The organism is Nocardia sp. NBC_00416, from assembly GCF_036032445.1.
GTDB lineage: Bacteria > Actinomycetota > Actinomycetes > Mycobacteriales > Mycobacteriaceae > Nocardia.
In genome coordinates, this window is the sequence record NZ_CP107932.1 from 5,879,668 (window position 1) to 5,902,120 (window position 22,453).

The window sequence follows — 22,453 nt, forward strand, 5'->3', positions numbered from 1 at the left end:
ACGCGCGACGGGCCCGAACTCGCAGGTGAACTCGGATCAGCCGAGGTTGCCGACCACCCAGTCGATGCAGCGGGTCAGCTGACCGACATCCTCGGGATCGATCGCGGGGAACATTCCGACCCGCAGTTGATTGCGCCCCAGTTTGCGGTAGGGCTCGGTATCGACGATCCCGTTGGCTCGCAGAGTCTTGGCCACCGCGGCGGCGTCCACCGAATCGGCGAAGTCGATGGTGCCGACCACCTGGGAACGGTGTGCCGGATCGGTGACGAACGGGGTGGCGAATTCGCTGGCCTCGGCCCACGAGTACAGCCGGGACGACGAATCCAGCGTGCGCTTGACCGCCCAGTCCAGGCCGCCGTTGCGGTTCAGCCACTCGATCTGGTCGGCGAACAGCAGCAGTGTGGCCAGTGCCGGAGTGTTGTAGGTCTGGTCCTTGAGGCTGTTCTCGATGGCGATGGGCAGCGACAGGAAGTCCGGGGTCCAGCGACCCGAATCCTTGATCTCCTGCACCCGGGCCAGCGCGGCCGGACTCATGAGCGCGATCCACAGTCCGCCGTCGGCGGCGAAGCACTTCTGCGGAGCGAAGTAGTAGACATCGGCGTCGGTGATGTTCACCGGCAGCCCGCCCGCGCCCGAGGTGGCGTCGATGGCGACGAGCGAACCGTCCGATCCCAGCGGCCGCTGCACGGGCACGGCGACACCGGTGGAGGTCTCGTTGTGTGCCCAGGCGATCAGGTCGGCAGCCGGATCGGCGGCCGGTTCCGGCGCGCTGCCCGGGTCGGCGGAGATGACGATCGGGTCGCCGAGGAACGGGTTCTTCTTGGTGACACTGGCGAACTTGGCGCTGAACTCGCCGTAGGTGAGGTGCAACGAGCGTTCGCGGACCAGGCCGAACGCGGCGGCATCCCAGAAGGCGGTGGTGCCGCCGTTACCGAGGATCACCTCGTAACCCTCGGGCAGGGCGAACAGGTCCCGTAACCCGGACCGCACCCGGGCCACCACGTCCTTGACCGGTTTCTGCCGGTGGCTGGTGCCGAACACCGAGGCGCCCACCTCCACCAGGGACTGCAGCTGCTCCGGGCGAACCTTGGACGGGCCGCAGCCGAAACGACCGTCGGCGGGCTTGAGGTCTTCAGGAATGGTCGGGAACGTACTGGTCATGGCGAACAGCGTAACCGCGCCGTTGCTGTGCCGCGTACCACAGTCCGACTAACGTGGCAGGGATGAGCATGCGGTCGTCGAGGGGCGCTGCCGGAGGCGGTTCCGGTAACAGCCGTGCGCATGGCGGGGGTGCGGTTCCGGGGGCGACCGGCCCCCTCGCGCGCATACGTGACCTGCTCCCGCGGCGTTTCCGGCGCCGGGGCGAATCGCCTACCGGCCCGGCCCGGCGCGATCTGCTGGCCACCGGCACCGCCGGGTCGGCCACGGTGCTGGCGACCCGGACCCGCCGGACCGAGCCCGGCTACACCTTCCGGGTACGCGTCCGCCTGCCCGGGGTGTCCCCGTACGAAACCCAGGTGCGGCAGCGGGTGTCCGGCGCCGAACTGGACCGGATGCGGCCGGGTGATCTGGTCTGTTGCCGGGTCGACCCCGACGATCGCGACCGGATGGTGTTGTATCTGCCCGGCGATGCCGATCCCGGCCGCGCCGGCCTGGTGAAGATCCTGGCCGAGGGCCGCCGGGCCACCGCTACGGTGCTGGCCGTGGTAGCCGTCGACGCCGACTACTGCGGCTGCGACGACCCGGTCCTGCGACTGGACCTGGAACTGCGGGCCTGGGACGAACCCGCCCCGTGGCGGGTCCGGGTTGTTCAGTCGGTGCCGCTGGCGGCCATCGGCCTGCTCGACCTGGGCGCGAAACTGGAGGCGGCGTTCTTCGCGGTGGACCGGGGGGAGTCGGTGGCCATCGACTGGGAAGCCGAGCCCGAGCGGGCCTGAACGACTCGCGGCTTCCTACTGGGCCGACGGCGTCCGGTAGACCTCGCTCCAGCCCGCCACGTCTCGGGGACTCCTCGGTTCCGGGCCCGTGTAGATGGCCGCCGGGCGTACCAGTTTGCCCAGTTTCTTCTGCTCCATGATGTGCGCGCACCAGCCGGCCGTGCGGCCGCAGGTGAACATCGCCGGCATCATATGCGCCGGTACTCCGGCGAAGTCCAGGATCACGGCGGCCCAGAATTCGACGTTGGTTTCGATGGCGCGATCGGGGCGGCGTTCGCGTAGTTCGGCCAGGGCCGCTTGTTCGAGGGCCGCCGCCACTTCGTAACGCGGGGCGGCCAGGCGGGCGGCTGTATCGCGCAGTACCCGGGCTCGCGGGTCCTGCGCCCGGTAGACCCGGTGGCCGAAGCCCATGAGCTTTTCCTTGCGGTCCAGGATCCCCTTGACCAAGGCGCGCGCGTCGCCGGTGCGCTCCACCTCTTCGATCATGGGCAGGACGCGGGCGGGCGCTCCACCGTGCAGCGGCCCGGACATGGCGCCGATCGCGCCGGAGAGCGCGGCGGCCACGTCGGCGCCGGTCGAGGCGATGACCCGGGAGGTGAAGGTGGAGGCGTTCATGCCGTGTTCGGCGGCCGACACCCAGTAGGCGTCGATGGCTTCGGTGTGCCGCGGGTCGGGGTCGCCCTTCCAGCGCGTCATGAACCGCTCGGTGACCGTGGTGCATTCGTCGATGCGGCGCTGCGGTACGGCCGGCTGATAGATACCGCGCGCGGATTGCGCGACGTAGGACAGGGCCATCACCGAAGCGCGGGCCAGGTTCTCCCGGGCGGTGGGGTTGTCGATGTCCAGGAGCGGTTGATAACCCCAGATGGGGGCGAGCATGGCCAGGCCGGCCTGTACATCGACCCGGACATCGCCGGTGTGCACCGGGAGCGGGAAGGGTTCGGCCGGGGGGAGTCCGTGGCCGAATTCGCCGTCGACCAGCAGGGCCCAGACGTCACCGAAGGTGACGCGGTTGCGGACCAGGTCCTCGATGTCCACCCCGCGGTAGCGCAACGCACCGCCGTCCTTGTCCGGTTCGGCGATCTCGGTGGTGAACGCGACCACCCCCTCCAGGCCGCTGACGAAATCGTCCGGTACTGCGGATACCGCGGAATTGGTGGTCATACGAGACTCTCCTTTCACCAGAACTCTAGCGCCGACCTACTCGGGAGTAACGTCTGGCCCATGGCTGAGGTGGAGGCGACCGGCGACGATCTCTGGGCGATGCGGGCCGAATACGGTGCGGCGCATCCGGGTTCGTCCGAAACGGGTCCGGTGCTCGGTGTGCACGACACGGAACTCGACGAGAACTCGGTGGCGGGCGGCTGGGAGCCTCTGCTGCGGCTGTGGATAGAGCAGGCGACGGTGTCCGGTATCGCCGAGCCCAACGCCATGGTGCTCGGGACCGTGCGCGGGGCCGGATCGGCCGCCCGCCCGGTGACCCGCACGGTGCTGTGTAAAGGCCTCTCGCCGGACGGCGTCGTCTTCTATACGAACTACGACTCGGCCAAGGGTGCGCAACTGGCCGAGACGCCGTATGCGTCGGCGACCTTCCTGTGGCCGCAGTTGGCCCGCCAGGCCCATGTGCGCGGCCTGGTCGAGAAGGTCCCCGCGGAGGTGACCGAGCTCTACTGGGAGTCGCGGCCCCGGGAATCCCAACTCGGAGCGTGGGCCTCGCGGCAGTCGGAGTCGATCGCTTCCCGCGCCGAACTGGACCAGCAGTTGGTACGGACCACGGCCCGGTTCGCCGCGACGGCCGAGATACCGGTGCCACCGCATTGGGGTGGGTACCTGCTGCGCCCGGACGAGGTGGAGTTCTGGCAGGGGCAGCGCGGCCGCCTGCACAACCGGATCGTGGTCCGGATCGACGACTCGGGGATGACGGCGCGGCGCCTCCAGCCGTGAGCGGAAACCGGTACCCGGAGCCGCTGCCTGCGGCATTATGCCTCGTCGCCCGGGCTTCCGGTGATGTTCGGCACGGTTTCGATTCCGGGGTGGTGGGTATGGTTCACTACGCGGTCGCGGAGGGATCGTCCGGAGCTGTGTGCGCGGGTATTGCCCGCAGTCGGCCGGACCCGGTCCGCGTCGGCGATTTACCCGGTCACAGCGCTACCGGTCGGTAGATGAACCAGGAAATCTCACGCGTTCGCGGGCCGATTGTGAGATCGACGCGCGGGTACCCTCCCCACCGGTCCCGCCGGAGCAAGGACTAGCGTCTAGCGGTAACGCACCGTGTGTTGTCCGCACACGATGCCGACGGTCATAAGCCTGAGAGGGAACCTTCCGTGCCCGAGAATCACATCAATGACGCCAAACCGGTTCTCACCTATCCGGGTGGCGAATACCCAATGACGATCGCCGAGGCGGCCGAAGGTAACGACGGTATCGACCTCGGCAAGCTGCTGGCCAGCACGGGATATACGACCTATGACCCGGGTTTCGTCAACACCGCGTCGACCAAATCGGCCATCACCTATATCGACGGTGAAGAAGGCATTCTGCGCTACCGCGGCTACCCGATCGAGCAGCTCGCGGACAACTCGACTTTCATCGAGGTCAGCTATCTGCTCATCTACGGTGAGCTACCCACTCAGGACCAGCTCGAGGATTTCACCGACAAGATCCGTCGGCACACCCTGCTGCACGAGGACCTGAAGCGCTTCTTCGACGGCTTTCCCCGGAACGCGCACCCGATGCCGGTGCTGTCGTCCGCGGTCAACGCACTCTCGGCCTACTACCAGGACTCGCTGGACCCCCGCGACCCCGAACAGGTCGAACTCTCCACCATCCGGCTGCTGGCCAAATTGCCCACCATCGCCGCGTACTCGTACAAGAAGTCGGTGGGCCAGCCGTTCCTCTACCCGGACAACTCGCTGTCGCTGGTGGAGAACTTCCTGCGGATGACCTTCGGCTTCCCGGCCGAGCCCTACCAGGTGGACCCGGAAATCGCCTCGGCACTGGATATGCTGCTGATCCTGCACGCCGACCACGAGCAGAACTGCTCCACCTCCACGGTCCGGCTGGTCGGCTCCTCCGACGCCAACCTGTTCACCTCGGTATCCGGTGGTATCAACGCACTGTGGGGCCCGCTGCACGGCGGCGCGAACCAGGCGGTGCTGGAAATGCTGGACGGTATCCTCGCCGACGGCGGGGATGTCAAGGAATTCATCCGTAAGGTCAAGGCCAAAGAAGACGGTGTGAAGCTCATGGGCTTCGGGCACCGGGTCTACCGCAACTACGATCCGCGCGCCGCCATCGCCAAGAAACACGCCGACACCATTCTGAGCAAACTCGGTAGCGATCCGCTGTTCGATATCGCCCAGGCCCTGGAAGAGGCCGCGCTCACCGACGAGTACTTCGTCGAACGCAAGCTGTACCCGAACGTCGACTTCTACACCGGTGTCATCTACAAGGCCATGGGCTTCCCGACACGAATGTTCACGGTACTGTTCGCGATGGGCCGGCTCCCGGGCTGGATCGCGCACTGGCGGGAAATGCACAGCGAAGCTATCAAGATCGGCCGCCCGCGGCAGATCTACACCGGCTACGGTGCGCGTGACTACAACGAAATCGCCAATCGCTGAAACCGATTGAATCGAAGGGGATTCAAGGCATGAGTAAACCGGAGATCGAATTCCAGGCGGGGCCCGCGCCCACCGAACTGGTCATCAAGGACATCACGGTCGGTGAAGGCGCGGAAGCCGTCCCCGGCGGTACCGTCGAAGTGCACTACGTCGGCGTGGAATTCGATTCCGGCGAGGAATTCGACTCGTCGTGGAACCGTGGTGAATCGATTACCTTCCCGCTGCGCGGCCTGATCCAGGGCTGGCAGGACGGTATCCCGGGCATGAAAGTGGGCGGTCGCCGGCAGCTGACGATTCCGCCGGAGCTGGCCTACGGCCCGGCCGGCGGCGGGCAGAAACTGTCGGGCAAGACGCTGGTCTTCGTCATCGATCTGCTCGACGCGAAGTAACAAGAACTGCCTTTACGGCGCCCCGGTACCGAACGGTGCCGGGGCGCCGGTTCGTTTGCGTCGCGGGCACGTCCGCACAAGTCGAGACCCGCGGAGGTGCGCTGCATCGGTGGTCCGGCCGCTGTGCCGAGAGGAGCGCGGTCGGTGCCCTCGGTCCCGGGTCAGTCGCGTTGGGGGAGAACCACGACCAACCGGACTCCGCCGAGGATGCCGTCGTCGAAATAGGCGCGGCCGCCGTGGAGCTGCGCCTGCTGCGCCACCAGGGCGAGACCCAGACCGGAGCCGCCCTTGTGGGCTCGGCTGCCGCGGACGAAACGAGCGAACACGGCCTCGCGTTCGTCGGCGGGGAGACCGTGGCCGTTGTCGTCGACCGACACGACAATGGTGCCGTCGGCGGCCCGATGGGCCGAGAGCAGCGCCTCGGTCGCGCCGCCGTGCTTCACCGAATTCTTCAAGGCATTGTCCACCGCCAAACGCAATCCCGCGGGCAGGCCGCGAGTGACCAGCTCGGCGTCGGTATCGATGCGGACGGTCAGGCCGGGGTAGTGGCGCATGGCGTCGTGGGCGGCCTGATCGCACAACTCGGCGATATCGGTGTCGATATGGTCGCGTTCGGTGCTGAGGTCACCCGACGCCAACCGCTCGAGCGCGGCCAGCGTGGTCTCGACGCGACCCTGACTGCGCTGGAGATCGCCGAGGATCTCGGTGCGTTGCGCCTCGTCGAGATCGAGGGTCGCCAGAACCTCCAGATCAGTGCGCATGGCGGTGAGCGGGGTACGCAGTTCGTGCGCCGAGACCGCGGCGAAATCCCGGGCGGTCTCCAAAGCGGCGGCCGTATCGGTCTGCGCCTCGTCCACTCGGCGCAGCATCGTGTTCACGGCGTCGGCCAGCTGTTCGGCTTCCAGCACGCCGGAACTGTCGACGGGTTCCGGGGCCGCGTCACGATAGCCGGTGCGGGCCCCGACCTGACGGGTCAGCACCACGATGGGCCGTACCGCGCGCCCGCCGAACAACCAGCCCAGCCCGGCCGAGGCCGCGATCGCGAGCAGACCGCCCAGTAGCACCCAGCGTTGTTGCTCGGCGGTCATCTCGGCCGCCTCCTCGGCCGGAATGCCCAGCGAGACCGAGCGGCCCGCGGGCTGGTTCTCGGTCGTGGTGAGCACGCGATACGGCGTTCCACCCACGTTCACGGTTCTGGCGCCCGTATCCAGCTCCGGCAGCTCGATCGAACTGGAGGCGAGGACCCGGCCGTCGTCCCGGACGGTGAGCGCCATATCCCGGTCGGGACCCAGCAGGTTCACCACCCCGACCGCCACGACCGGCTCTATCAGCACGAGCCGCGAAGCGATCCGCAACTGCTGGTCGGTCTGCTGGAGATTGTTGTGCTCGATGGCGGGCACCGCGATAGCGCTCACCAGCGCGACAATGAGCACCGACCCGGCGGCGGCCGCCCCGGCGACCCTGGTACGCAGCGAATAGGACCGGCGACGGCGGCGCCGACCACGGGATCGTTCGCTCACGCGAAATCCCGGTTCATCGGCTCTCCCGCAGCACGAACCCGACACCGCGGATGGTGTGCAGCAGCCGCGGCGTACCGTCGGACTCCAGTTTTCGGCGCAGATAGCCGACGAACACATCGACAACATTGGTATCGGCGGCGAAATCGTAGCCCCACACCAGTTCCAGCAGCCGCTCCCGGCTCAGCACCACCCCTGCGTTCCGGGCCAGGGTCGACAACAGCTCGAACTCTCGTTTGGTCAACTCGATCTCCTGGCCGTTCACGAGGGCCCGGTACCCAGCCGTGTCCACCTGCAACGGTCCGACCGTGATGGTGTCGGGTGTGCCCGGCGGTGTGGCCGTATCGGTGCGCCGCCGCAACAGCGCTTTGATCCGGGCCACCAACTCGGCCAGCACGAACGGCTTGATGAGATAGTCGTCGGCTCCCGATTCCAGCCCCGCGATCCGGTCACCGACCGAACTCCGCGCGCTCAGCACACAAATCGGCACCTCGTTGCCCATGGCTCGCAGCGCCGTCACCACCCCCGCGCCGTCGAGCACCGGCATGTTCATATCGAGCACGATCGCGTCCGGCGCCTGCTCGGCGACCGAACGCAACGCCGCCGCACCGTCCCGGGCGATGCTCACCCGGAACCCCGACAGCCGCAAACCCCGCTCGACCGACGCGAGTACATCCTCGTCGTCGTCGACAACCAGTACCGCCGGTTTGCTGGTCCGCTCTGTCACATCGTCCATTCTGCCTACCTACTCCGCTGGAACCGCCCAACCGCGAGCTGTGGGAATGGCGTGGTGTGCGCCGACTGGAGCGGTCGGGTGCATGTCACGCGCGGAGGTGGGCGGGTGGTTCGTGAGGTGAGGGGTGGGTCGGTCGTAAAGGTGTGGGGTGGGTTGGTTGTGATGGTGGGGGTGCTCGTGAGGGTGGGGAAATGGGTCTACTCGTGATGGTGGGGGGTGGGGCTGGCTCGTGAGGGTGGGGAAGTGGGCCTACCTATAAAGGTGAGGGGTGGGGTCGCTTGTGAAGGTCTGTGTTTATTTGCGCCGCCTGCGGCGTCGCGGGTCGGGGCCCTTGTCAACCCCGGTTCTTCACTCCTCCGCTCAGTCGCTGCGCTCCTTCGCTCCGTCGCTCCAGAACCGGGGCGGGCCCCGACCGTGGGAGTTGACCATCCGGGAGGAATGAGGGGTGGGCTTGCTCGTGAAGGTGAGGGGTGAGGTGCTCGTGGGGTGAGGGTGGACCTGCTCGCGAAGGTGGGGGTGGTCGCCTGCGGGCCGCAACCTTTGTGGGCCTTGCTGGATTCGGCGCAGGGTGGGGTGTGGCAGTTCGCGGAAGGGAGATCATTCGAGGGTGTGCCCGTGCGGACCAGGGTGCGCTGTGCGGCCCCTGGACAACAGGGTCGGTGACAAGGTCTGCCTGTGCGGACGGGTCGGCGATGGTCCGGGAGGTCCGTATGCGACGTAACCGCTCGGCGCCGAGTCCAGCGAGGCACTTAATGGGTTGAGGCCCGTCCCGGCGTTCAGCCCTCGAAAGCGCATGAGGCGAAGCCTCGAGTCTCGAGGGCTGAACGCCGGGACCAAGGGGGCCTCAACCCCGCGACGCCGCAGGCGGCGCCGATAAACACAGCTCAGTAGTTGTGACAGGTGTCCGCTACGCCCTGCATGGTCGCCCGCAGCTCTTGTGCTCGGGGGTCGTTCTGGGCCTGCTGCGCCGCTTCCGGGTTCTGTTCGATGTACTGCTGCAGTTCCGCACGACGCTGTTCGACCGGCTGATCGAACTTGCTCTGCAGCTGGGCTTTCAGCTCCGGGTTGTTGTCCAGCATCGCGGCCATTTCCGGGGCCTGGTCGTGCAGAGCCGCGTCGACCTGGGCGAAGGAGCAGTCACTGGTCAGCAGTGGTTCGGCCATTTCGACCGGGCCTGCCGAGGCGACGGCAGGGCTGAGGAACGCGGTCACCGCCGCGGTCGCACCCAGCGTGAGCGTGGCGAGGCCGAGCTTGCCGCGGAACCGGGTCGTGGAGTGTGCCATGTGATCAGTGCCTCCTGCCGTGTGGTGTCGAGCCGAGAGCTCGTGGACTGACTCAGACCGTATTGGGCGGTGATGGCCGCCCTCTGAGGTTTTCTTAAGAGGACTTTGAGTTTTGTTGTGGTCCGACGATTCGGGCGAGTTCGTCCAGGACGGTGGGATCTTCGATGGTGGACGGGATTTCGTAGTTTTCGCCCGCGGTCATCTGGCGCATGGTTTTGCGCAGGATCTTGCCGGAACGGGTTTTGGGCAGGGTGGGAACTATGACGGCGTCGTAGAGACCGGCGACCGGACCTATCTGTTTCCGGACGCGTTCGCTCAATTCGTCGCGCAGTGTTTCGGGGTCGACCACGGCGGCTGCTTTCAGGACGACATAGGCGATGGGACGTTGCCCCTTGAGTTCATCGGGCAGACCGATAACCGCGCACTCGGCTACGGCGTCGTGTCCGGCGACGGCGGCTTCGATACTGCCCGCGGAAAGTCGGTGTCCGGCCATATTGATCACGTCGTCGCTGCGGCCGAGAACGAAAAGGTAGCCGTCCTCGTCGAAATAGCCGGAGTCGCCGGTGAGGAAATGGCCGGGATAGGCCGACAGATAGGAGCGTTTGTAGCGTTCTTCGTCGTGCCACAGACCGGTGAGGGCGCCCGGAGGCAGCGGGAGGCCTATGACGATGGTCCCCTCGGCCCCGGCCGCTACCGGGTTGCCGGAGGAGTCCAGGACGCGTAATCGGTAGCCGGGCACCGGTACCGAGGCCGAGCCGGGCTTGATCGGCAGCCGTTGCAACCCGAGCGGGTTGGCGCAGATGGGCCAACCGGTTTCGGTCTGCCACCAGTGATCCACGACCGGGCAGTCCGTGCGGCCGTCCAGGAGGGTTTCCGCGGCCCATCGGTAGGTGGCAGGGTCGAGCCGTTCGCCCGCGCAGAACAAGGAGCGCAGCCCGGTGAGGTCGTATTCGCGAGCCAGTACGGCCTCGGGGTCGGCGCGGCGGATGGCGCGCAGGGCGGTCGGCGCGGTGAACAGCGTGTGCACCCCGTATTCGGCCACTATGCGCCAGAAGGCGCCCGCGTCCGGGGTGCCCACCGGTTTGCCTTCGTAGAGCAGTGTCGTGGCACCCGCCAGCAGCGGCGCGTACACGATGTAGGAGTGGCCGACGACCCAGCCCACATCGGAGGCGGCCCAGATGATCTGGCCCGGTCCGACGTCGTAGATATTGCGCATCGACCAGGTCAGCGCGACAGCGTGGCCGCCGTTGTCGCGGACCACGCCCTTCGGCTTGCCGGTGGTGCCCGAGGTGTAGAGCACGTACAGCGGATCGGTCGCGGCTAGGGAGACCGGATCGGCGGGTTCGGCGCCGTTCACCGCGGTATCCCAGTCGATCCAGCGGGCCGTTCCGGTGGCGACCGGGTCGCCGTCGTAGTTGTGCGCGGCGAACTCCGGACGCTGTTTCACCAGGACGGTGTGCGGCGCCGCGGTTTCGGCCAGTTCGAGCGCTTCGGCCACGATCGGCGGATAGTCGATGGTCCGGGCCGGTTCGAGTCCGCCCGACGCGGTGAGGATCAGGACCGGTTCGGCGTCGTCGATCCGGGCGGCCAGCTCCGGTGCGGCGAACCCGCCGAACACCACCGAGTGCACGGCGCCGATCCGCGCGCAGGCCAGCATCGCGATCACCGCCTCGGGAATCATCGGCAGGTAGATCACGACCCGGTCACCGGCGGTCACGCCGAGGTCGCGCATGGCGCCCGCGAATCGGGCCACTTCGTCCAAGAGTTCGGCGTAGCTGAACGTCTGTTTCGCGCCGGTCATCGCCGAGTCGTAGATCAGTGCGGTGTGGTCGGCCCGGCCGGCGGAGATATGTCGATCGAGTGCGTTGTAGCAAGTATTGAGTCGCGCGCCGGGAAACCATCGGGAGGTTCGCCGACCGGTATCGATCGCCTGTTCGGGCGGTATATCCCAATCGACGGCAGAAGCTGCCCGGGTCCAGAACTCGGCCGGATCGACCAGACTGGTCTGATAGACCGGTCGATACTCGTTCCTCGCGTTCACCCGTGCTCCCTAGCCTCGCAGCAATCCTCGCCTCGATAGATCAGCACGATTGTGGCAGACTTCACGCGACCCCCCATCGGGTGTCGCGACCATGGCTTATGCCTGTAACCGGCTGGTCAATGTGCGTGAACCCAGGCTGAGTACACCAAGAAGTTATTGATCCGTTAGAATCTGATGACACAAATTCGGTCCGTCGTAGACGCAATTTCTCGGCCAGCCGCGACCCACGGGCAGCTCCACCCGTCGAGCCACTATGCGAGTGTGGAGTTCCGCTGATGGTGCATGGCTGGGGCCAGGTTGGAAAGTGAGTGGGAATGCGTGACGCCGCTAGGTCCGGCACTAAGCGCTGGGCGCTGAGTAACTGGGACCTTCGCTGGAAGGTTACGGCCGTCCTGGCCGTGCCGTTGGCGGTCGCGGTCGGACTCGGCGTGTCCAGGATTTCGGCCGAATGGAGTAACGCGAACCGGCTGGGCTCGGCCTCGGAGAACGTCAGCATCGTTCCGTCCGTACTCGATCTCAGCTCGGCCACCTCGACTGTCGCGGGCTCGCAGGTCATCGCGATCGCGCCGAACCGGTCGATGGTCACCGACGACAACCTGGCCGGTCTCGACAAGTCCATCGCCGCCGCCGAGAGCGCGCTCACCGAACTGGACGATCTGCCGGCCGCGCACGACGCGCTCTCGGACATGATCAGTCAGGCCAAGGACGTACGCGCCGGGGGCACCGCGCCGTCGAACCTGCCGCCGAACCAGGCTGTCGCGGTACTGGACACCGCCCGTAACGCGGGTGTGCGGGCCGTCGAAGCCATCCTCGGCGAGATCGGCGACGCCTCGATCGACCCGGCCAAACTCCGCCTCGTCGACGCGCTCAACCTGCGGTCCACCATGGTCGGTGAGATCACCGCCGCGGCGGAGCTGCTGCGTAATCAGGAAAGTGGCGAGCAGGCCTACCGGACCGCGACCAATACCGAGCGCGCGCTGCTGAACATCCTCAGCCAGCGCTACAACGAAGAAGATCCCGATATCGCAATCCTGCGCCAGGGCATCGACACCCGCGCGGGACTGCTCGAATCGCCGGAGGCCCAGGCGGGCCGGCTGCCGCTGGGCGAAGCCCGGCAGTCCCTGCTGGACAGCACCGCGACCACCGACAAGCTCATCGGCGAGGCCACCCAGTCGATCGACGACGGGGTGCGGGCGATGGCCGACAAGGCCCTGTCCGACGCCGTCGTCTACTCGATCGTCGTACTGCTGACGATCCTGGCCGCCCTGCTGCTGGCCGTATTCGTCGCCCGGTCCATGATCGTGCCCCTGCACCGCCTGCGCCTGGCCGCCCTGCGGGTCGCCGAGAGCGATCTGCCCGACGAGGTCGCCCAGCTCCGCACCGGCGCCTCCCCGGAGGAAGTGCCACTCGAGCCGATGCCGATCCGCTCCGAGGAGGAGATCGGTCAGCTCGCCCGCGCCATCGACGATATCCACGGTCAGGCGCTGCGCCTGGCCAGTGATCAGGCGCAGATGCGTTCCCAGGTCAACGATATGTTCGAGACCCTGGCCCGGCGCAGTAAATCGCTCGTCGACCATCAGCTCAGCTTGATCGAGGCGATGGAGTACGACGAAAAGGATCCGCGACTGCTGGAGAACCTCTTCCGGCTGGACCATCTCGCCGCGCGTATGCGCCGAAACGGCGACAACCTGCTGATTCTCGCCGGCACCAAACAGCGTCGCGCCAAATCCGCGCCGGTCGAGATCGCCGACGTGTTGCGCGCCGCGATCTCCGAGGTCGAGGACTACGAGCGCGTCAAACTCGGCGCCACGCCGCGCGGTGCGCTGATCGAACCGGCCGCCTCCGATATGGCGCATCTGTTCGCCGAACTCCTGGACAACGCTCTGCGCGCTTCACCGCCGGAAACGGACGTGAAGTTCACCTTCGCGCAGGCACACGATCAGGGCCTGCTCATCGAGGTCGCCGACCGCGGTATCGGTATGCCGCCGGGCGAGATGGCCGAGATCAACCGCCGGCTCGAGAACACCGCCGAACCCGGCCCGGATACCGCGCGTCACATGGGTCTGTTCGTGGTCGGCCGACTCGCCGAACGGCACGGCCTGAACGTGCGGCTGCGCCCGACCTTCGATACCGCGCGCGATCCGGGCGTCACCGTCACGGTGCACGTGCCGATGAGCCTCATCGTCGCCGGGGAAACCCAGATCCTGCCGCTGGCCACCGGATCCGGACCGCAGCCGGTCGTTTCCAACGATGCCGGTAAGAAGTCGAAGGACGAATCGCCGGACGAGGCCGCCGCGGCGGCGTTGCGCGGCACCCCCGGCGGCCCGTCGATGCAGACCCGCGGGATCAGCCGTACCGCCGCGGGCAACATGATGGTCACCGTCGACCCGGGGATGAGCGGGCCGCTTCCGGCCGTCGAGCGTCCCAAACCGCCGGAGCGCCCGAGTGCTCCCGCGGCGGGCACGGGCGGGCTGCCGCAGCGCAACCCGGGTACCGCCATGGCCGGGGGACTGCGCGAAGGCGAACAGGGAACCACGAGTCTCCGGCAGGCCAGCGCGGGCAGTGTGCCGCAACGCGGCAAACTCGCCGCGGCCAACCTGCCCAAACGCAATCTCGGTCCGGGCGGCGCCGGTGGCGCCACGCCGACGCTGCCCCCACGTACCCCCAGTGAATCGACCGCGGGCGGCCCCCCGCCGCGAGACACCGAACCGGGCGCCGGCGGGCTACCGCAGCGCCAGCCCGGCGCCGGTGGCGCACCGCAGGCGGGTTCGGGTGGACTGCCCCGGCGTCAGCCCGGTGTCAACGGCGCGCCCGGCGGCCGTCGCGAGGCGACCCCGTCGCGACCGGACGAGGAGCGTCCCACCGAGAGCGCGTCGGAATCGGCCGCGCCTCCACGCCCGACCGGATCGCTGCCGACCCGCCAGCCGGGCCAGCATCAGCGGCCGAGCGCGCTGCCCCAACGGGATCCGGGCGCCAACGGTGCTCCGACTCGCGACAAGGGCGCCTCGGGTCTGCCGCAGCGCGGTCCCGCCGCGGGCGGATCGCCGCGCCGGGAGCCGGAGCCGCGACCGTCCGATACCGCCTCCGGTGGTCTGCCCACCCGGCGCGAGCCCGGCTCGAACGGTCTGCCCGCACGTGAGCCCGGCTCGAACGGTCTGCCCGCACGTGAGCCCGGTGGTTTGCCGTCGCGTGATTCCTCTGGTGAACTGCCCGCCCAGCGGGGACCGGCGACGGGACTGCCGTCGCGGGAGTCCTCCGGCGAACTGCCGGCCCAGCGGGGTCGCGCGGCCGGTGGTCTGCCGTCGCGGCGCGAAACCACGGGCAACGGTCTGCCGCAGCGCACGCCGGCCGGTAGCGGTCTGCCGCAGCGCGGCACCCCGGCTGCGGCGGAGAACGGCCTGCCGACCCGCGAAGCCCCGAACTCGTTGCCGCAGCGGGATATCCCGGCGCCGCGCCGGCAGCCCCAGCTCGGCGAGACGGGCGGTCTGCCGCGGCGGGAGCCGGGCGGGTACACCGCCGAGCGGTTCGACAACCCGCCGGGTGTCGCGCTGCCGCGTGAGACCGAATCCGCCGAGGGACCCGCCGCCGCGCGGGAACCCGGTCGGCACAGCTACAAGTCCAACCCGGCGAAGACCGCGTCGTTCTTCCAGACCCGGCTGCAACCGGCCGAGGAGACCGACAGCATCCTGGGTGGGACGCCCATCTTCGCGGAGATGATGTCGGCATGGCTGTCGGATTCGGATACCGATCGCTCCCAGGCCGTCGCGTCCTTCGATTCACCGGGCGACGAGGGCTGGACGGCGGCCCGAAAGGCCAGCGAGGCCGAGCCCGAGACCCGTACCGCGGCCGGTCTGCCGCAGCGTAATCCGGGCGGCCGGTTGGTACCCGGCGCCGTCAACGGCGCACAGGAGCGTACGCCGAGTCGCAATCCCGACACGATCCGGTCTAGTTTGAGTCGGCACCAGCAAGGTGTTCGGGATGGCCGTGCAATGAGAGCAATGAACCTAACCGGAGACAAAGGAGACCGATGAACCCCGAACTAGGTGGTACGAACCGTCAGTTGGATTGGCTGGTTTCGAACTTCGCAGGCGAGGTTCCTGGCGTAGCCCATGCCGTTCTGGTCTCGGCCGACGGCCTGCTGATGGCGGCGAGTGCCCAACTACCGGTCGATCGGGCCGAGCAGCTCTCGGCGGTCACGGCCGGCCTGGCAAGTCTCTCGGTGGGTGTGTCCAATCTGTTCGAAGGCGGCACAGTACTGCAGTCCGTCGTCGAAATGGAACACGGCTACCTGCTGCTGATGGCGGTGGGCGACGGGTCCTATCTCGCGGTGCTGACCAATACGTCCTGTGATATCGGACAGGTCGGCTACGAGATGGCTTTGTTGGTCGAACGCGTGGGCCAGACTGTTCAGGCCACTCCGCGCGTCACGATGGGTTCCTGATGGTGGGATGGACATAGAGGATCACCGCGTGGGAGGCTCCGAGCCCAGTCTCGTGCGCCCGTACTCGCTGACCGCCGGTCGTACCCGACCGAAGGTGGAGTTGGCGCTCGAGGCTCTCGTCGCGTCCCATCCCATTTCGCTCGAACGCCAGTACGAACTGAGCAATATCGAAAACTCGATAGTCGAGCTGTGCAGAGAGTCGCCGTCGGTCGCCGAACTAGCGGCTCGACTGGGTATACCGATCGGGGTGGCGCGTGTACTTGTAGCGGACCTGATCGAAGCCGGGCATGTCCGCGTTTCGGCGACATTGAAAGACGATTCCAGCGACGATGAACGTCGCGAGCTGATCGAAAGGGTTCTCAGTGGACTCCGGCGTATATGATTCGACGGCACAGGTCGATACCCGCCACACCAAGCCGACCTCGGCGAAGATCGTGGTCGCAGGCGGGTTCGGCGTGGGCAAAACGACGCTGGTGGGGGCAGTTTCGGAAATCGTCCCGTTGAGAACCGAGGCTCTGGTGACGAACGCCAGTGCCGGGATCGACAGTCTCGCGGGTATCGAGAGCAAATCCACCACCACGGTTGCAATGGACTTCGGCCGGATCAGCCTGGCCGAGGATCTGGTGCTGTACCTGTTCGGCACCCCGGGCCAGTACCGGTTCTGGTTCATGTGGGACGACCTCATCCGCGGTGCGATCGGCGCGGTGGTGCTGATCGACACCCGGCGGCTGGAGGACAGTTTCGCGGCGGTCGACTACTTCGAGGCGCGCAATCTGCCGTTCCTCGTGGCGCTCAACCAGTTCGACGATGCCCCGATGTATCCGATCGAGGACATCCGTCAGGCCCTGGCCGTTCCCGCCGATGTGCCGATCATGCCGATCGACGCGCGGCGCCGGGAACCGGCCAAGGAGGCGCTGGTGCGACTGACCGAGTACGCGCTGCAGAAGGTCACCCGGGGCTACTGACCCGGCTGCCCGTCATACTGGTCGATGTGCCGGTGTGGACAGATGCGGTGCCGGACGGCCCGGGGCGGCCCGGATGACGCGGTCGCGGGTCGGCGCTCGGCAACTGCTCGGGCAACTACTGGATCCGGGCTCCTTCGTGAGCTGGGATTCTCCGCCGTTGGACGTGGCGCGGACCGGTACCTACCGGTCCGCGCTCGCACGGGCGGGCGCCGCGGCGGGAACCGACGAGTCGGTGCTCACCGGTGAGGGCCTGCTACGCGGGCGGCGCGTCGCGGTCATCGCGTGCGAGTTCGGATTTCTGGCCGGTTCGGTAGGGGTCGCCGCCGCCGAGCGGATCGTCACGGCGGTCGAGCGTGCTACCGAACTGGGGTTGCCGCTGGTCGCCTCGCCTACCTCGGGCGGCACCAGGATGCAGGAGGGCACTCTCGCCTTCGTGCAGATGGTGAAGGTCGCCGGTGCGGTGGCCGCGCACAAATCGGCCGGTCACCCCTATGTGGTGTATCTGCGCAACCCGACCATGGGTGGTGTGTTCGCCTCGTGGGGGTCGCTCGGGCACATCACCTTCGCCGAGCCGGGCGCGCTGATCGGATTTCTCGGGCCACGGGTGTACGAGGCGCTCTACGGTCATCCGTTTCCCGAAGGGGTGCAGACCGCGGAGAACCTCTACCACAACGGGGTGATCGACGGGGTCGTCGAGGTCACCGTGTTCCGGCGCATCGCGCATCGCGCGCTGAGTGTGTTCAGCGGAGTCGTACGACAGCCCGACGAAGCGATAACGGTTGCCGCCCAAGAGGTCCGGGATACCGGCGCGGGCGCCGACGCCTGGACGTCGGTGCTGGCCTCCCGGCGCTCGGATCGGCCGGGACTGCGCGAACTCCTGCGCCGCACCACGCAGCGGGTTCTGCTCAGCGGCACCGGTCAGGGGGAAGCGGATCGAACCGTGGTGCTGGCCCTGGCCCGGTTCCACGGCCGACCGTGTGTGGTGTTCGGTCACGATCGCGCCGATCAGGATCCCGAGCGCACGATGGGCCCGGCCGCGCTCCGCGAAGCGCGCCGCAGTATGCAGCTCGCGGCCGAACTCCGGTTACCGCTGGTGCTGGTGATCGATACGATCGGCGCCGCGCTGTCCAAAGAGGCCGAGGAGCGTGGTCTGGCCCCTGAGATCGCCCGGTGTCTGGCCGATCTGGTGACGCTGGACACCCCCACGGTCTCGGTACTGCTCGGCCAGGGAACCGGGGGCGGCGCGCTCGCGCTGCTGCCCGCGGACCGGGTGTTGGCGGCCGCACACGGCTGGCTCGCGCCGCTGCCGCCGGAGGGGGCGAGCGCCATCGTCCATCGGGATACCGGACATGCTTCGAAAATGGCTGTGGCGCAACGTATCAGGGCCGCGGATCTGCTGGCCGACGGAATCGTGGACCGTATCGTGCCCGAGTACCCCGATGCCGCGGACGAGCCGGTCGAGTTCACCCGCCGCACGGTCGCGGCGATCGCCGCGGAGCTCACCCTGCTGAGCACACGTTCGCCCGCGGAGCTGCGGGCGACCCGGCAGCGTCGTTACCGCCGGCTGGGAGTGCCGGGCCGGGACGAGCGGCCGTCGGAGTCCGGCCCTCGGTAAGGGGCCGGGCGCGTCCTGGCGACTGTCAGTTCTCCGGTTCGGGGTCCGGCCTGGTCCAGGCCAGGATCATGGCGGGCGCGCAACCACCGGCCAGTAGGGTCGCCAGGATCATCACACCGCCGGCGTAGGCGGTGCGGGAGGCGTCGGCCTCCGGGAACAGGGCACCGCTCCAGACCAGGTACATCACCGGCAGCACGGTCAGGGCTTGGGTGACGGTCAGGCCGAACGACCGGGCGGTCTCGCGCTCGGCGAATTCCATTTCGTCCAGGGTCTCCGCCGGTGCGTTGTCCTGGGCCTGCGAGACGATTCGCACCATGGTCCAGGAAGGCAGGAAGACCAGCGCGCTGAGTCCGGCGAACAGCGCGGCCCATTGCAACCCGAACGCGCACAGCACGCCGGTGACGAAGAGTGCGGCGAGCGCGACGATCACCGTGATCACCAGGGCGCGGCGGCGCCGCTTCGTGCGCCAGCCCGGCAGCATCGTGGTGAGTTGCTTCTCCCGGACGAGCCAGCGCCGGACTCGGTAGGCCCGGTAGCGGTCGAGCGGGGTGGTTGGTTCGGTGGCAGCGGTCATGGCTGCTGTCCTTTCTCTCGGGAGTACACCTCGGCCGACAGGGGCGTGAATTCGGTTCGGGAGAACACCGCCTCCACCGGGAGCCGGAACACCTCGCAGATCCGCAGGGCCAGGTCCAGGCTCGGATAGTGGTTGCCGCGTTCGAGGGCGCCGATCGTCTGAGGGTTGACGTTCACCGCGTCGGCCAGGGCGGCCCGCGACATCCGATGTTCCGCCCGCAGTACTGCGATCCGGTTGAATATCGGCAGGGTTTCCCCGCGTCTCACTGGACTCACCTAAGGAAGTGTTGTAAAAACACAACGATATGTCAAGTAGTTGCATATCTAGGTCTGGACTGGACACGGCGCGGTAGTTCGTTGACCTGCCGCCGAACCGCTCCTACCGTCGAGGCGGTGACCACTAGACGTGAGGCCGGTGTAGTTCCTCCGATCGTGTTGAACGACGGGAGCCTGATACCACAGCTCGGGTTCGGGGTGTTCCAGGTTCCGGCGGACCAGGTATTCGATACCGTCACCGCCGCGCTGCAAGCCGGCTACCGCAGTATCGATACCGCGGCGGTCTACGAGAACGAAAAGGGAACCGGACATGCCATCCGGCACTTCGGACTGCCCCGCGACGAGGTCTTCGTCACGACGAAACTGTGGAATGCCGACCAGGGCTACGACTCCACCCTGCGCGCTTTCGACGCGAGCCTGCAGCGGCTGGGCCTGGACTACCTGGACCTGTATCTCATCCACTGGCCGGTGCCCTCGGCGAACCGTTTCGTGGACACCTTCCGGGCGTTCCAGCGACTGAAGGCCGACGGCCGGGTCCGGTCCATCGGCGTCTCGAATTTCCGGATCGCCGATCTGGATCGATTGATCGCCGAAACCGGGGAGACGCCGTCGGTCAACCAGATCGAGCTGCACCCGAGGCTGGCCCAGCGCGAACTCCGGGAATACCACGCCGAACACGCCATCGCTACCGAGGCGTGGAGTCCGCTCGGCCAGGGCACGCTGCTCGACGATCCGGTGATCACCGCAATAGCCGCGGATCTCGACCGCTCGCCCGCTCAGGTGATCATCCGCTGGCATCTGCAACTCGGCAATGTGGTCATCCCGAAATCGGTCACGCCCGCACGTATCGCCGAGAATTTCGACGTCTTCGGTTTCGAATTGTCGAACGAGCAGGTAAAGGCGATATCCGGCCTCGACGACGGAACCCGTACCGGCGCGAACCCGGACACTTTCGCGATGGGTCTCGAGAGCTGAGCCGGCCGCCCCGGGCTTCTCCTCGACACCCGTCGCGGTGCCGGTCCGCCCTTCCGTCGGGCACGCGGCAGGGCGTGCCGTGACCCGCGTCGCCTTCCCCGGACGCGGATCTGTCCTGTGGCAGAGTGGGCGGTAACGCATCCTCATTGGCTGGTGTATCGGTATTCGTTCAGCGGGGAAGGACACACATGCTCGGGGTCAGCCGCGACGGCGACGTCGTCACTATCGAACTGCAGCGCGAAGACCGGCGTAACGCGCTGAACCTGGACCTGGTCACCCGGCTCCGGGAGGCGCTGTCCAACGCTCGCCGCGATTCCCGGGTCGTCGTGATCACCGGCCGTGGGCCGGTGTTCAGCGCCGGAGCGGATCTGGACGGTGTGTACTCGACCGAGTTCCTCGACCCGCTGCTGGAAATGCTGCACGAGGTCGAGGCCATGCCCGTGCCGGTGATCGCCGCGCTGAACGGTCCCGCGCTGGGCGCGGGCGTGCAGTTGGCGATGGCGGCGGATCTGCGAGTGATGACGCCGGACTCCTACCTCGCCATACCGGCCGCGAAACTCGGTATCTCCGTGGATCGCTGGACCACTCGACGGCTCGTGTCGTTGATCGGCGGCGGCCCGGCGCGCACCGTGCTGCTCGGCGCCGAGCCGATCTCGGCCGCCGACGCGTACACGTTCGGGTTCGCCAATCGCCTCGGCACCCTGGCAGACGCCCAGGGCTGGGCCAAATCCATCGCCGAACTGGCGCCGCTGTCGTTGCGGCATCTGAAACTGGAACTCAACGACGACGGCACCCGTGAGCCGGCGACCAAAGAACAACAGGCGGCGTTGGAGGCGGCATGGTCGAGTGCGGACGCGGAAGAAGGCAGGCAGGCCAGGCAGGAAAAGCGGACCGCGAAGTTCGTGGGCCGGTGATGCGACCCCGCACCCTCGCCGCCGCGGCGGGCGGACTGGCCGGAATGACGGTTCTCGGCTGGGTGCTGCGCGCACTGGACGGGCTTCCGGCGTCGCTGGGCGCCTCGGTATCGGCGATCGCGCCGACCGCCACGGGCGCCCGTAGCTACCGCGACCGGCAGTTCCACAACACCGAACCCGCCGCACCGATCGTCGTGCGCGACAACCCGTCCGGGCTGTTGTCGATGATCGCCGGTATGCGGGAGGGGCGGCCGAAGGGGTCGATCCCGCTGGCCGAGCCCGAACAACCGGCGGCGCCCGCGGATCTCGCGGTCACCTGGTACGGACACGCCAGTGCACTGATCGAGATCGACGGTTATCGCGTGCTCACCGATCCGGTGTGGAGCGAGCGGGTCTCGCCGTCCCGCTTGGTCGGGCCGTCCCGGATCCATCCTGCCCCGGTGGCACTCGCCGATCTGCCACCGGTGGACGCGGTGGTCATCTCGCACGACCACTACGACCATCTGGACGCCGACACCATCGCCACCCTGGTGACCACGCAGCAGGCGGTCTTCGTGGTACCGATCGGAGTCGGGTCGCATCTGCGGCACTGGGGTGTGCCCGAGGGCCGGATCGTCGAATTGGACTGGGGTTGTTCGTATTCGCTGACCGACCCGGACGGTGCGCGTCGTGAACTGACGATCGTCTGCGCCGAGGCCCGGCATTTCTCGGGTCGCGGGCTGGTCCGCAACACCACGCTGTGGGCGGGCTGGGCGCTCGTCGGCCCCGACCATCGGGCCTACTTCGGTGGGGACACCGGGTTCACCAAGGCGTTCGCGACGACGGGCGCGCAATGGGGGCCCTTCGATCTGACCCTGCTGCCGATCGGCGCCTACGACCCGCACTGGGCCGACATCCATATGAACCCGGAGGAGGCGGTGCGCGCGCACGCCGATCTCTGCCTGGGTGAACCGGCACACGGTGTACTGGTGCCGATCCACTGGGCGACGTTCAACCTGGCCCCGCACCCGTGGGCCGAGCCCGTCCACCGGTTGGTGGACGCGGCCGCGGCGGCCGGTACCGAGATCGCGGTGCCGGTGCCCGGTCAGCGGCTCGATCTCCGTGACCTCCCGCCGGGGCGCTCCTGGTGGGAGGATATGGGGTGAACACTTCCGCACGGTGACAGGAA

Annotated in this window: 20 protein-coding genes; 12 read left to right on the forward strand and 8 right to left on the reverse strand. The window is 67.8% G+C overall.

Going from position 1 to position 22,453, the window contains the following annotated elements; translation table 11 throughout:
- Positions 1-36 precede the first annotated feature (36 nt).
- The gene (gene serC, locus OG804_RS25495; RefSeq protein ID WP_328390627.1) at positions 37-1,161 is read right to left on the reverse strand and encodes a phosphoserine transaminase; all 1,125 of its coding nucleotides are present in this window, start codon (positions 1,159-1,161) and stop codon (positions 37-39) included.
- 62 nt (positions 1,162-1,223) lie between these two features.
- On the opposite strand from serC, the gene OG804_RS25500 reads away from it, so the two are divergent.
- Positions 1,224-1,937, forward strand: coding sequence for a hypothetical protein (locus OG804_RS25500; protein WP_328390629.1), 714 nt, complete (start codon positions 1,224-1,226; stop codon positions 1,935-1,937).
- A gap of 15 nt (positions 1,938-1,952) precedes the next feature.
- Here OG804_RS25500 and OG804_RS25505 read toward each other — a convergent pair whose 3' ends face one another.
- Positions 1,953-3,101 carry a citrate synthase 2 gene (locus OG804_RS25505; RefSeq protein WP_328390631.1) on the reverse strand — a complete coding sequence of 383 codons (1,149 nt, stop codon included), beginning with the start codon at positions 3,099-3,101 and terminating at the stop codon, positions 1,953-1,955.
- Positions 3,102-3,161: 60 nt separating this feature from the next.
- Between OG804_RS25505 and pdxH the strand changes: the two genes are divergently transcribed.
- The 3 genes from pdxH (at position 3,162) to OG804_RS25520 (ending at position 5,949) form a co-directional block, all read left to right on the forward strand.
- Complete coding sequence (pdxH, locus tag OG804_RS25510) at positions 3,162-3,881, forward strand: pyridoxamine 5'-phosphate oxidase (RefSeq protein ID WP_328390633.1); 720 nt, start codon at positions 3,162-3,164, stop codon at positions 3,879-3,881.
- A gap of 380 nt (positions 3,882-4,261) precedes the next feature.
- Positions 4,262-5,560, forward strand: coding sequence for a citrate synthase (locus OG804_RS25515; RefSeq protein ID WP_328390635.1), 1,299 nt, complete (start codon positions 4,262-4,264; stop codon positions 5,558-5,560).
- A gap of 29 nt (positions 5,561-5,589) precedes the next feature.
- The gene (locus tag OG804_RS25520) at positions 5,590-5,949 is read left to right on the forward strand and encodes an FKBP-type peptidyl-prolyl cis-trans isomerase (RefSeq protein WP_328390637.1); all 360 of its coding nucleotides are present in this window, start codon (positions 5,590-5,592) and stop codon (positions 5,947-5,949) included.
- 161 nt (positions 5,950-6,110) lie between these two features.
- Here OG804_RS25520 and OG804_RS25525 read toward each other — a convergent pair whose 3' ends face one another.
- From OG804_RS25525 to OG804_RS25540, 4 genes are all read right to left on the reverse strand, one after another.
- Positions 6,111-7,469 carry a sensor histidine kinase gene (locus tag OG804_RS25525; RefSeq protein WP_328390639.1) on the reverse strand — a complete coding sequence of 453 codons (1,359 nt, stop codon included), beginning with the start codon at positions 7,467-7,469 and terminating at the stop codon, positions 6,111-6,113.
- A gap of 13 nt (positions 7,470-7,482) precedes the next feature.
- Complete coding sequence (locus OG804_RS25530) at positions 7,483-8,202, reverse strand: response regulator transcription factor (protein WP_328390641.1); 720 nt, start codon at positions 8,200-8,202, stop codon at positions 7,483-7,485.
- Between the two features lie 884 nt (positions 8,203-9,086).
- Entirely contained in the window at positions 9,087-9,485 is a 399-nt protein-coding gene (locus OG804_RS25535; RefSeq protein ID WP_328390643.1) for a hemophore-related protein, read from the reverse strand.
- Between the two features lie 94 nt (positions 9,486-9,579).
- Positions 9,580-11,526 (reverse strand): AMP-binding protein, encoded by a 1,947-nt coding sequence (locus OG804_RS25540; RefSeq protein WP_328390645.1) that lies wholly within the window; start codon positions 11,524-11,526, stop codon positions 9,580-9,582.
- A 314-nt stretch (positions 11,527-11,840) separates the two neighbouring features.
- On the opposite strand from OG804_RS25540, the gene OG804_RS25545 reads away from it, so the two are divergent.
- The 5 genes from OG804_RS25545 to OG804_RS25565 all read left to right on the forward strand — a co-directional run bounded on the left by OG804_RS25545 (position 11,841) and on the right by OG804_RS25565 (position 18,547).
- Positions 11,841-15,557 (forward strand): sensor histidine kinase, encoded by a 3,717-nt coding sequence (locus OG804_RS25545; protein WP_328390647.1) that lies wholly within the window; start codon positions 11,841-11,843, stop codon positions 15,555-15,557.
- Entirely contained in the window at positions 15,554-15,967 is a 414-nt protein-coding gene (locus OG804_RS25550; RefSeq protein ID WP_030522784.1) for a roadblock/LC7 domain-containing protein, read from the forward strand. The genes OG804_RS25545 and OG804_RS25550 overlap by 4 nt, the downstream gene beginning before the upstream one ends.
- 7 nt (positions 15,968-15,974) lie before the next feature.
- Positions 15,975-16,349 carry a DUF742 domain-containing protein gene (locus OG804_RS25555; RefSeq protein ID WP_030522783.1) on the forward strand — a complete coding sequence of 125 codons (375 nt, stop codon included), beginning with the start codon at positions 15,975-15,977 and terminating at the stop codon, positions 16,347-16,349.
- On the forward strand, positions 16,330-16,932 hold the full coding sequence (locus OG804_RS25560; protein ID WP_328390650.1) for a GTP-binding protein: 603 nt from the start codon (positions 16,330-16,332) through the stop codon (positions 16,930-16,932). The genes OG804_RS25555 and OG804_RS25560 overlap by 20 nt, the downstream gene beginning before the upstream one ends.
- A gap of 73 nt (positions 16,933-17,005) precedes the next feature.
- A complete protein-coding gene (locus OG804_RS25565; protein WP_328390652.1) occupies positions 17,006-18,547 on the forward strand; it encodes a carboxyl transferase domain-containing protein in 1,542 nt (513 codons plus the stop codon).
- A 25-nt stretch (positions 18,548-18,572) separates the two neighbouring features.
- Here the strand turns inward: OG804_RS25565 and OG804_RS25570 are convergent, their stop codons facing one another.
- Complete coding sequence (locus tag OG804_RS25570; protein WP_328390654.1) at positions 18,573-19,121, reverse strand: hypothetical protein; 549 nt, start codon at positions 19,119-19,121, stop codon at positions 18,573-18,575.
- The gene (locus OG804_RS25575) at positions 19,118-19,396 is read right to left on the reverse strand and encodes a helix-turn-helix transcriptional regulator (RefSeq protein ID WP_084480478.1); all 279 of its coding nucleotides are present in this window, start codon (positions 19,394-19,396) and stop codon (positions 19,118-19,120) included. The genes OG804_RS25570 and OG804_RS25575 overlap by 4 nt, the downstream gene beginning before the upstream one ends.
- 117 nt (positions 19,397-19,513) lie before the next feature.
- On the opposite strand from OG804_RS25575, the gene OG804_RS25580 reads away from it, so the two are divergent.
- The 3 genes from OG804_RS25580 to OG804_RS25590 all read left to right on the forward strand — a co-directional run bounded on the left by OG804_RS25580 (position 19,514) and on the right by OG804_RS25590 (position 22,430).
- A complete protein-coding gene (locus OG804_RS25580) occupies positions 19,514-20,371 on the forward strand; it encodes an aldo/keto reductase (protein ID WP_328390656.1) in 858 nt (285 codons plus the stop codon).
- Positions 20,372-20,559: 188 nt separating this feature from the next.
- Positions 20,560-21,285, forward strand: coding sequence for an enoyl-CoA hydratase (locus tag OG804_RS25585; RefSeq protein ID WP_328390658.1), 726 nt, complete (start codon positions 20,560-20,562; stop codon positions 21,283-21,285).
- A complete protein-coding gene (locus tag OG804_RS25590) occupies positions 21,285-22,430 on the forward strand; it encodes an MBL fold metallo-hydrolase (RefSeq protein ID WP_328390660.1) in 1,146 nt (381 codons plus the stop codon). Before OG804_RS25585 ends, OG804_RS25590 begins: the two co-directional genes overlap by 1 nt.
- The last annotated feature ends 23 nt before the right edge of the window (positions 22,431-22,453 follow it).

Bases quoted from the DNA above. Each gene is read 5' to 3' on its own strand.
- OG804_RS25585 (WP_328390658.1), top strand. From the start codon at position 20,560: ATGCTCGGGGTCAGCCGCGACGGCGACGTCGTCACTATCGAACTGCAG.
- pdxH (WP_328390633.1), top strand. From the start codon at position 3,162: ATGGCTGAGGTGGAGGCGACCGGCGACGATCTCTGGGCGATGCGGGCC.
- OG804_RS25570 (WP_328390654.1), bottom strand. From the start codon at position 19,121: ATGACCGCTGCCACCGAACCAACCACCCCGCTCGACCGCTACCGGGCC.
- OG804_RS25565 (WP_328390652.1), top strand. From the start codon at position 17,006: ATGACGCGGTCGCGGGTCGGCGCTCGGCAACTGCTCGGGCAACTACTG.
- OG804_RS25555 (WP_030522783.1), top strand. From the start codon at position 15,975: ATGGACATAGAGGATCACCGCGTGGGAGGCTCCGAGCCCAGTCTCGTG.
- OG804_RS25505 (WP_328390631.1), bottom strand. From the start codon at position 3,101: ATGACCACCAATTCCGCGGTATCCGCAGTACCGGACGATTTCGTCAGC.
- OG804_RS25530 (WP_328390641.1), bottom strand. From the start codon at position 8,202: ATGGACGATGTGACAGAGCGGACCAGCAAACCGGCGGTACTGGTTGTC.
- OG804_RS25520 (WP_328390637.1), top strand. From the start codon at position 5,590: ATGAGTAAACCGGAGATCGAATTCCAGGCGGGGCCCGCGCCCACCGAA.
- OG804_RS25535 (WP_328390643.1), bottom strand. From the start codon at position 9,485: ATGGCACACTCCACGACCCGGTTCCGCGGCAAGCTCGGCCTCGCCACG.
- OG804_RS25500 (WP_328390629.1), top strand. From the start codon at position 1,224: ATGAGCATGCGGTCGTCGAGGGGCGCTGCCGGAGGCGGTTCCGGTAAC.
- OG804_RS25550 (WP_030522784.1), top strand. From the start codon at position 15,554: ATGAACCCCGAACTAGGTGGTACGAACCGTCAGTTGGATTGGCTGGTT.
- serC (WP_328390627.1), bottom strand. From the start codon at position 1,161: ATGACCAGTACGTTCCCGACCATTCCTGAAGACCTCAAGCCCGCCGAC.
- OG804_RS25545 (WP_328390647.1), top strand. From the start codon at position 11,841: ATGCGTGACGCCGCTAGGTCCGGCACTAAGCGCTGGGCGCTGAGTAAC.
- OG804_RS25590 (WP_328390660.1), top strand. From the start codon at position 21,285: ATGCGACCCCGCACCCTCGCCGCCGCGGCGGGCGGACTGGCCGGAATG.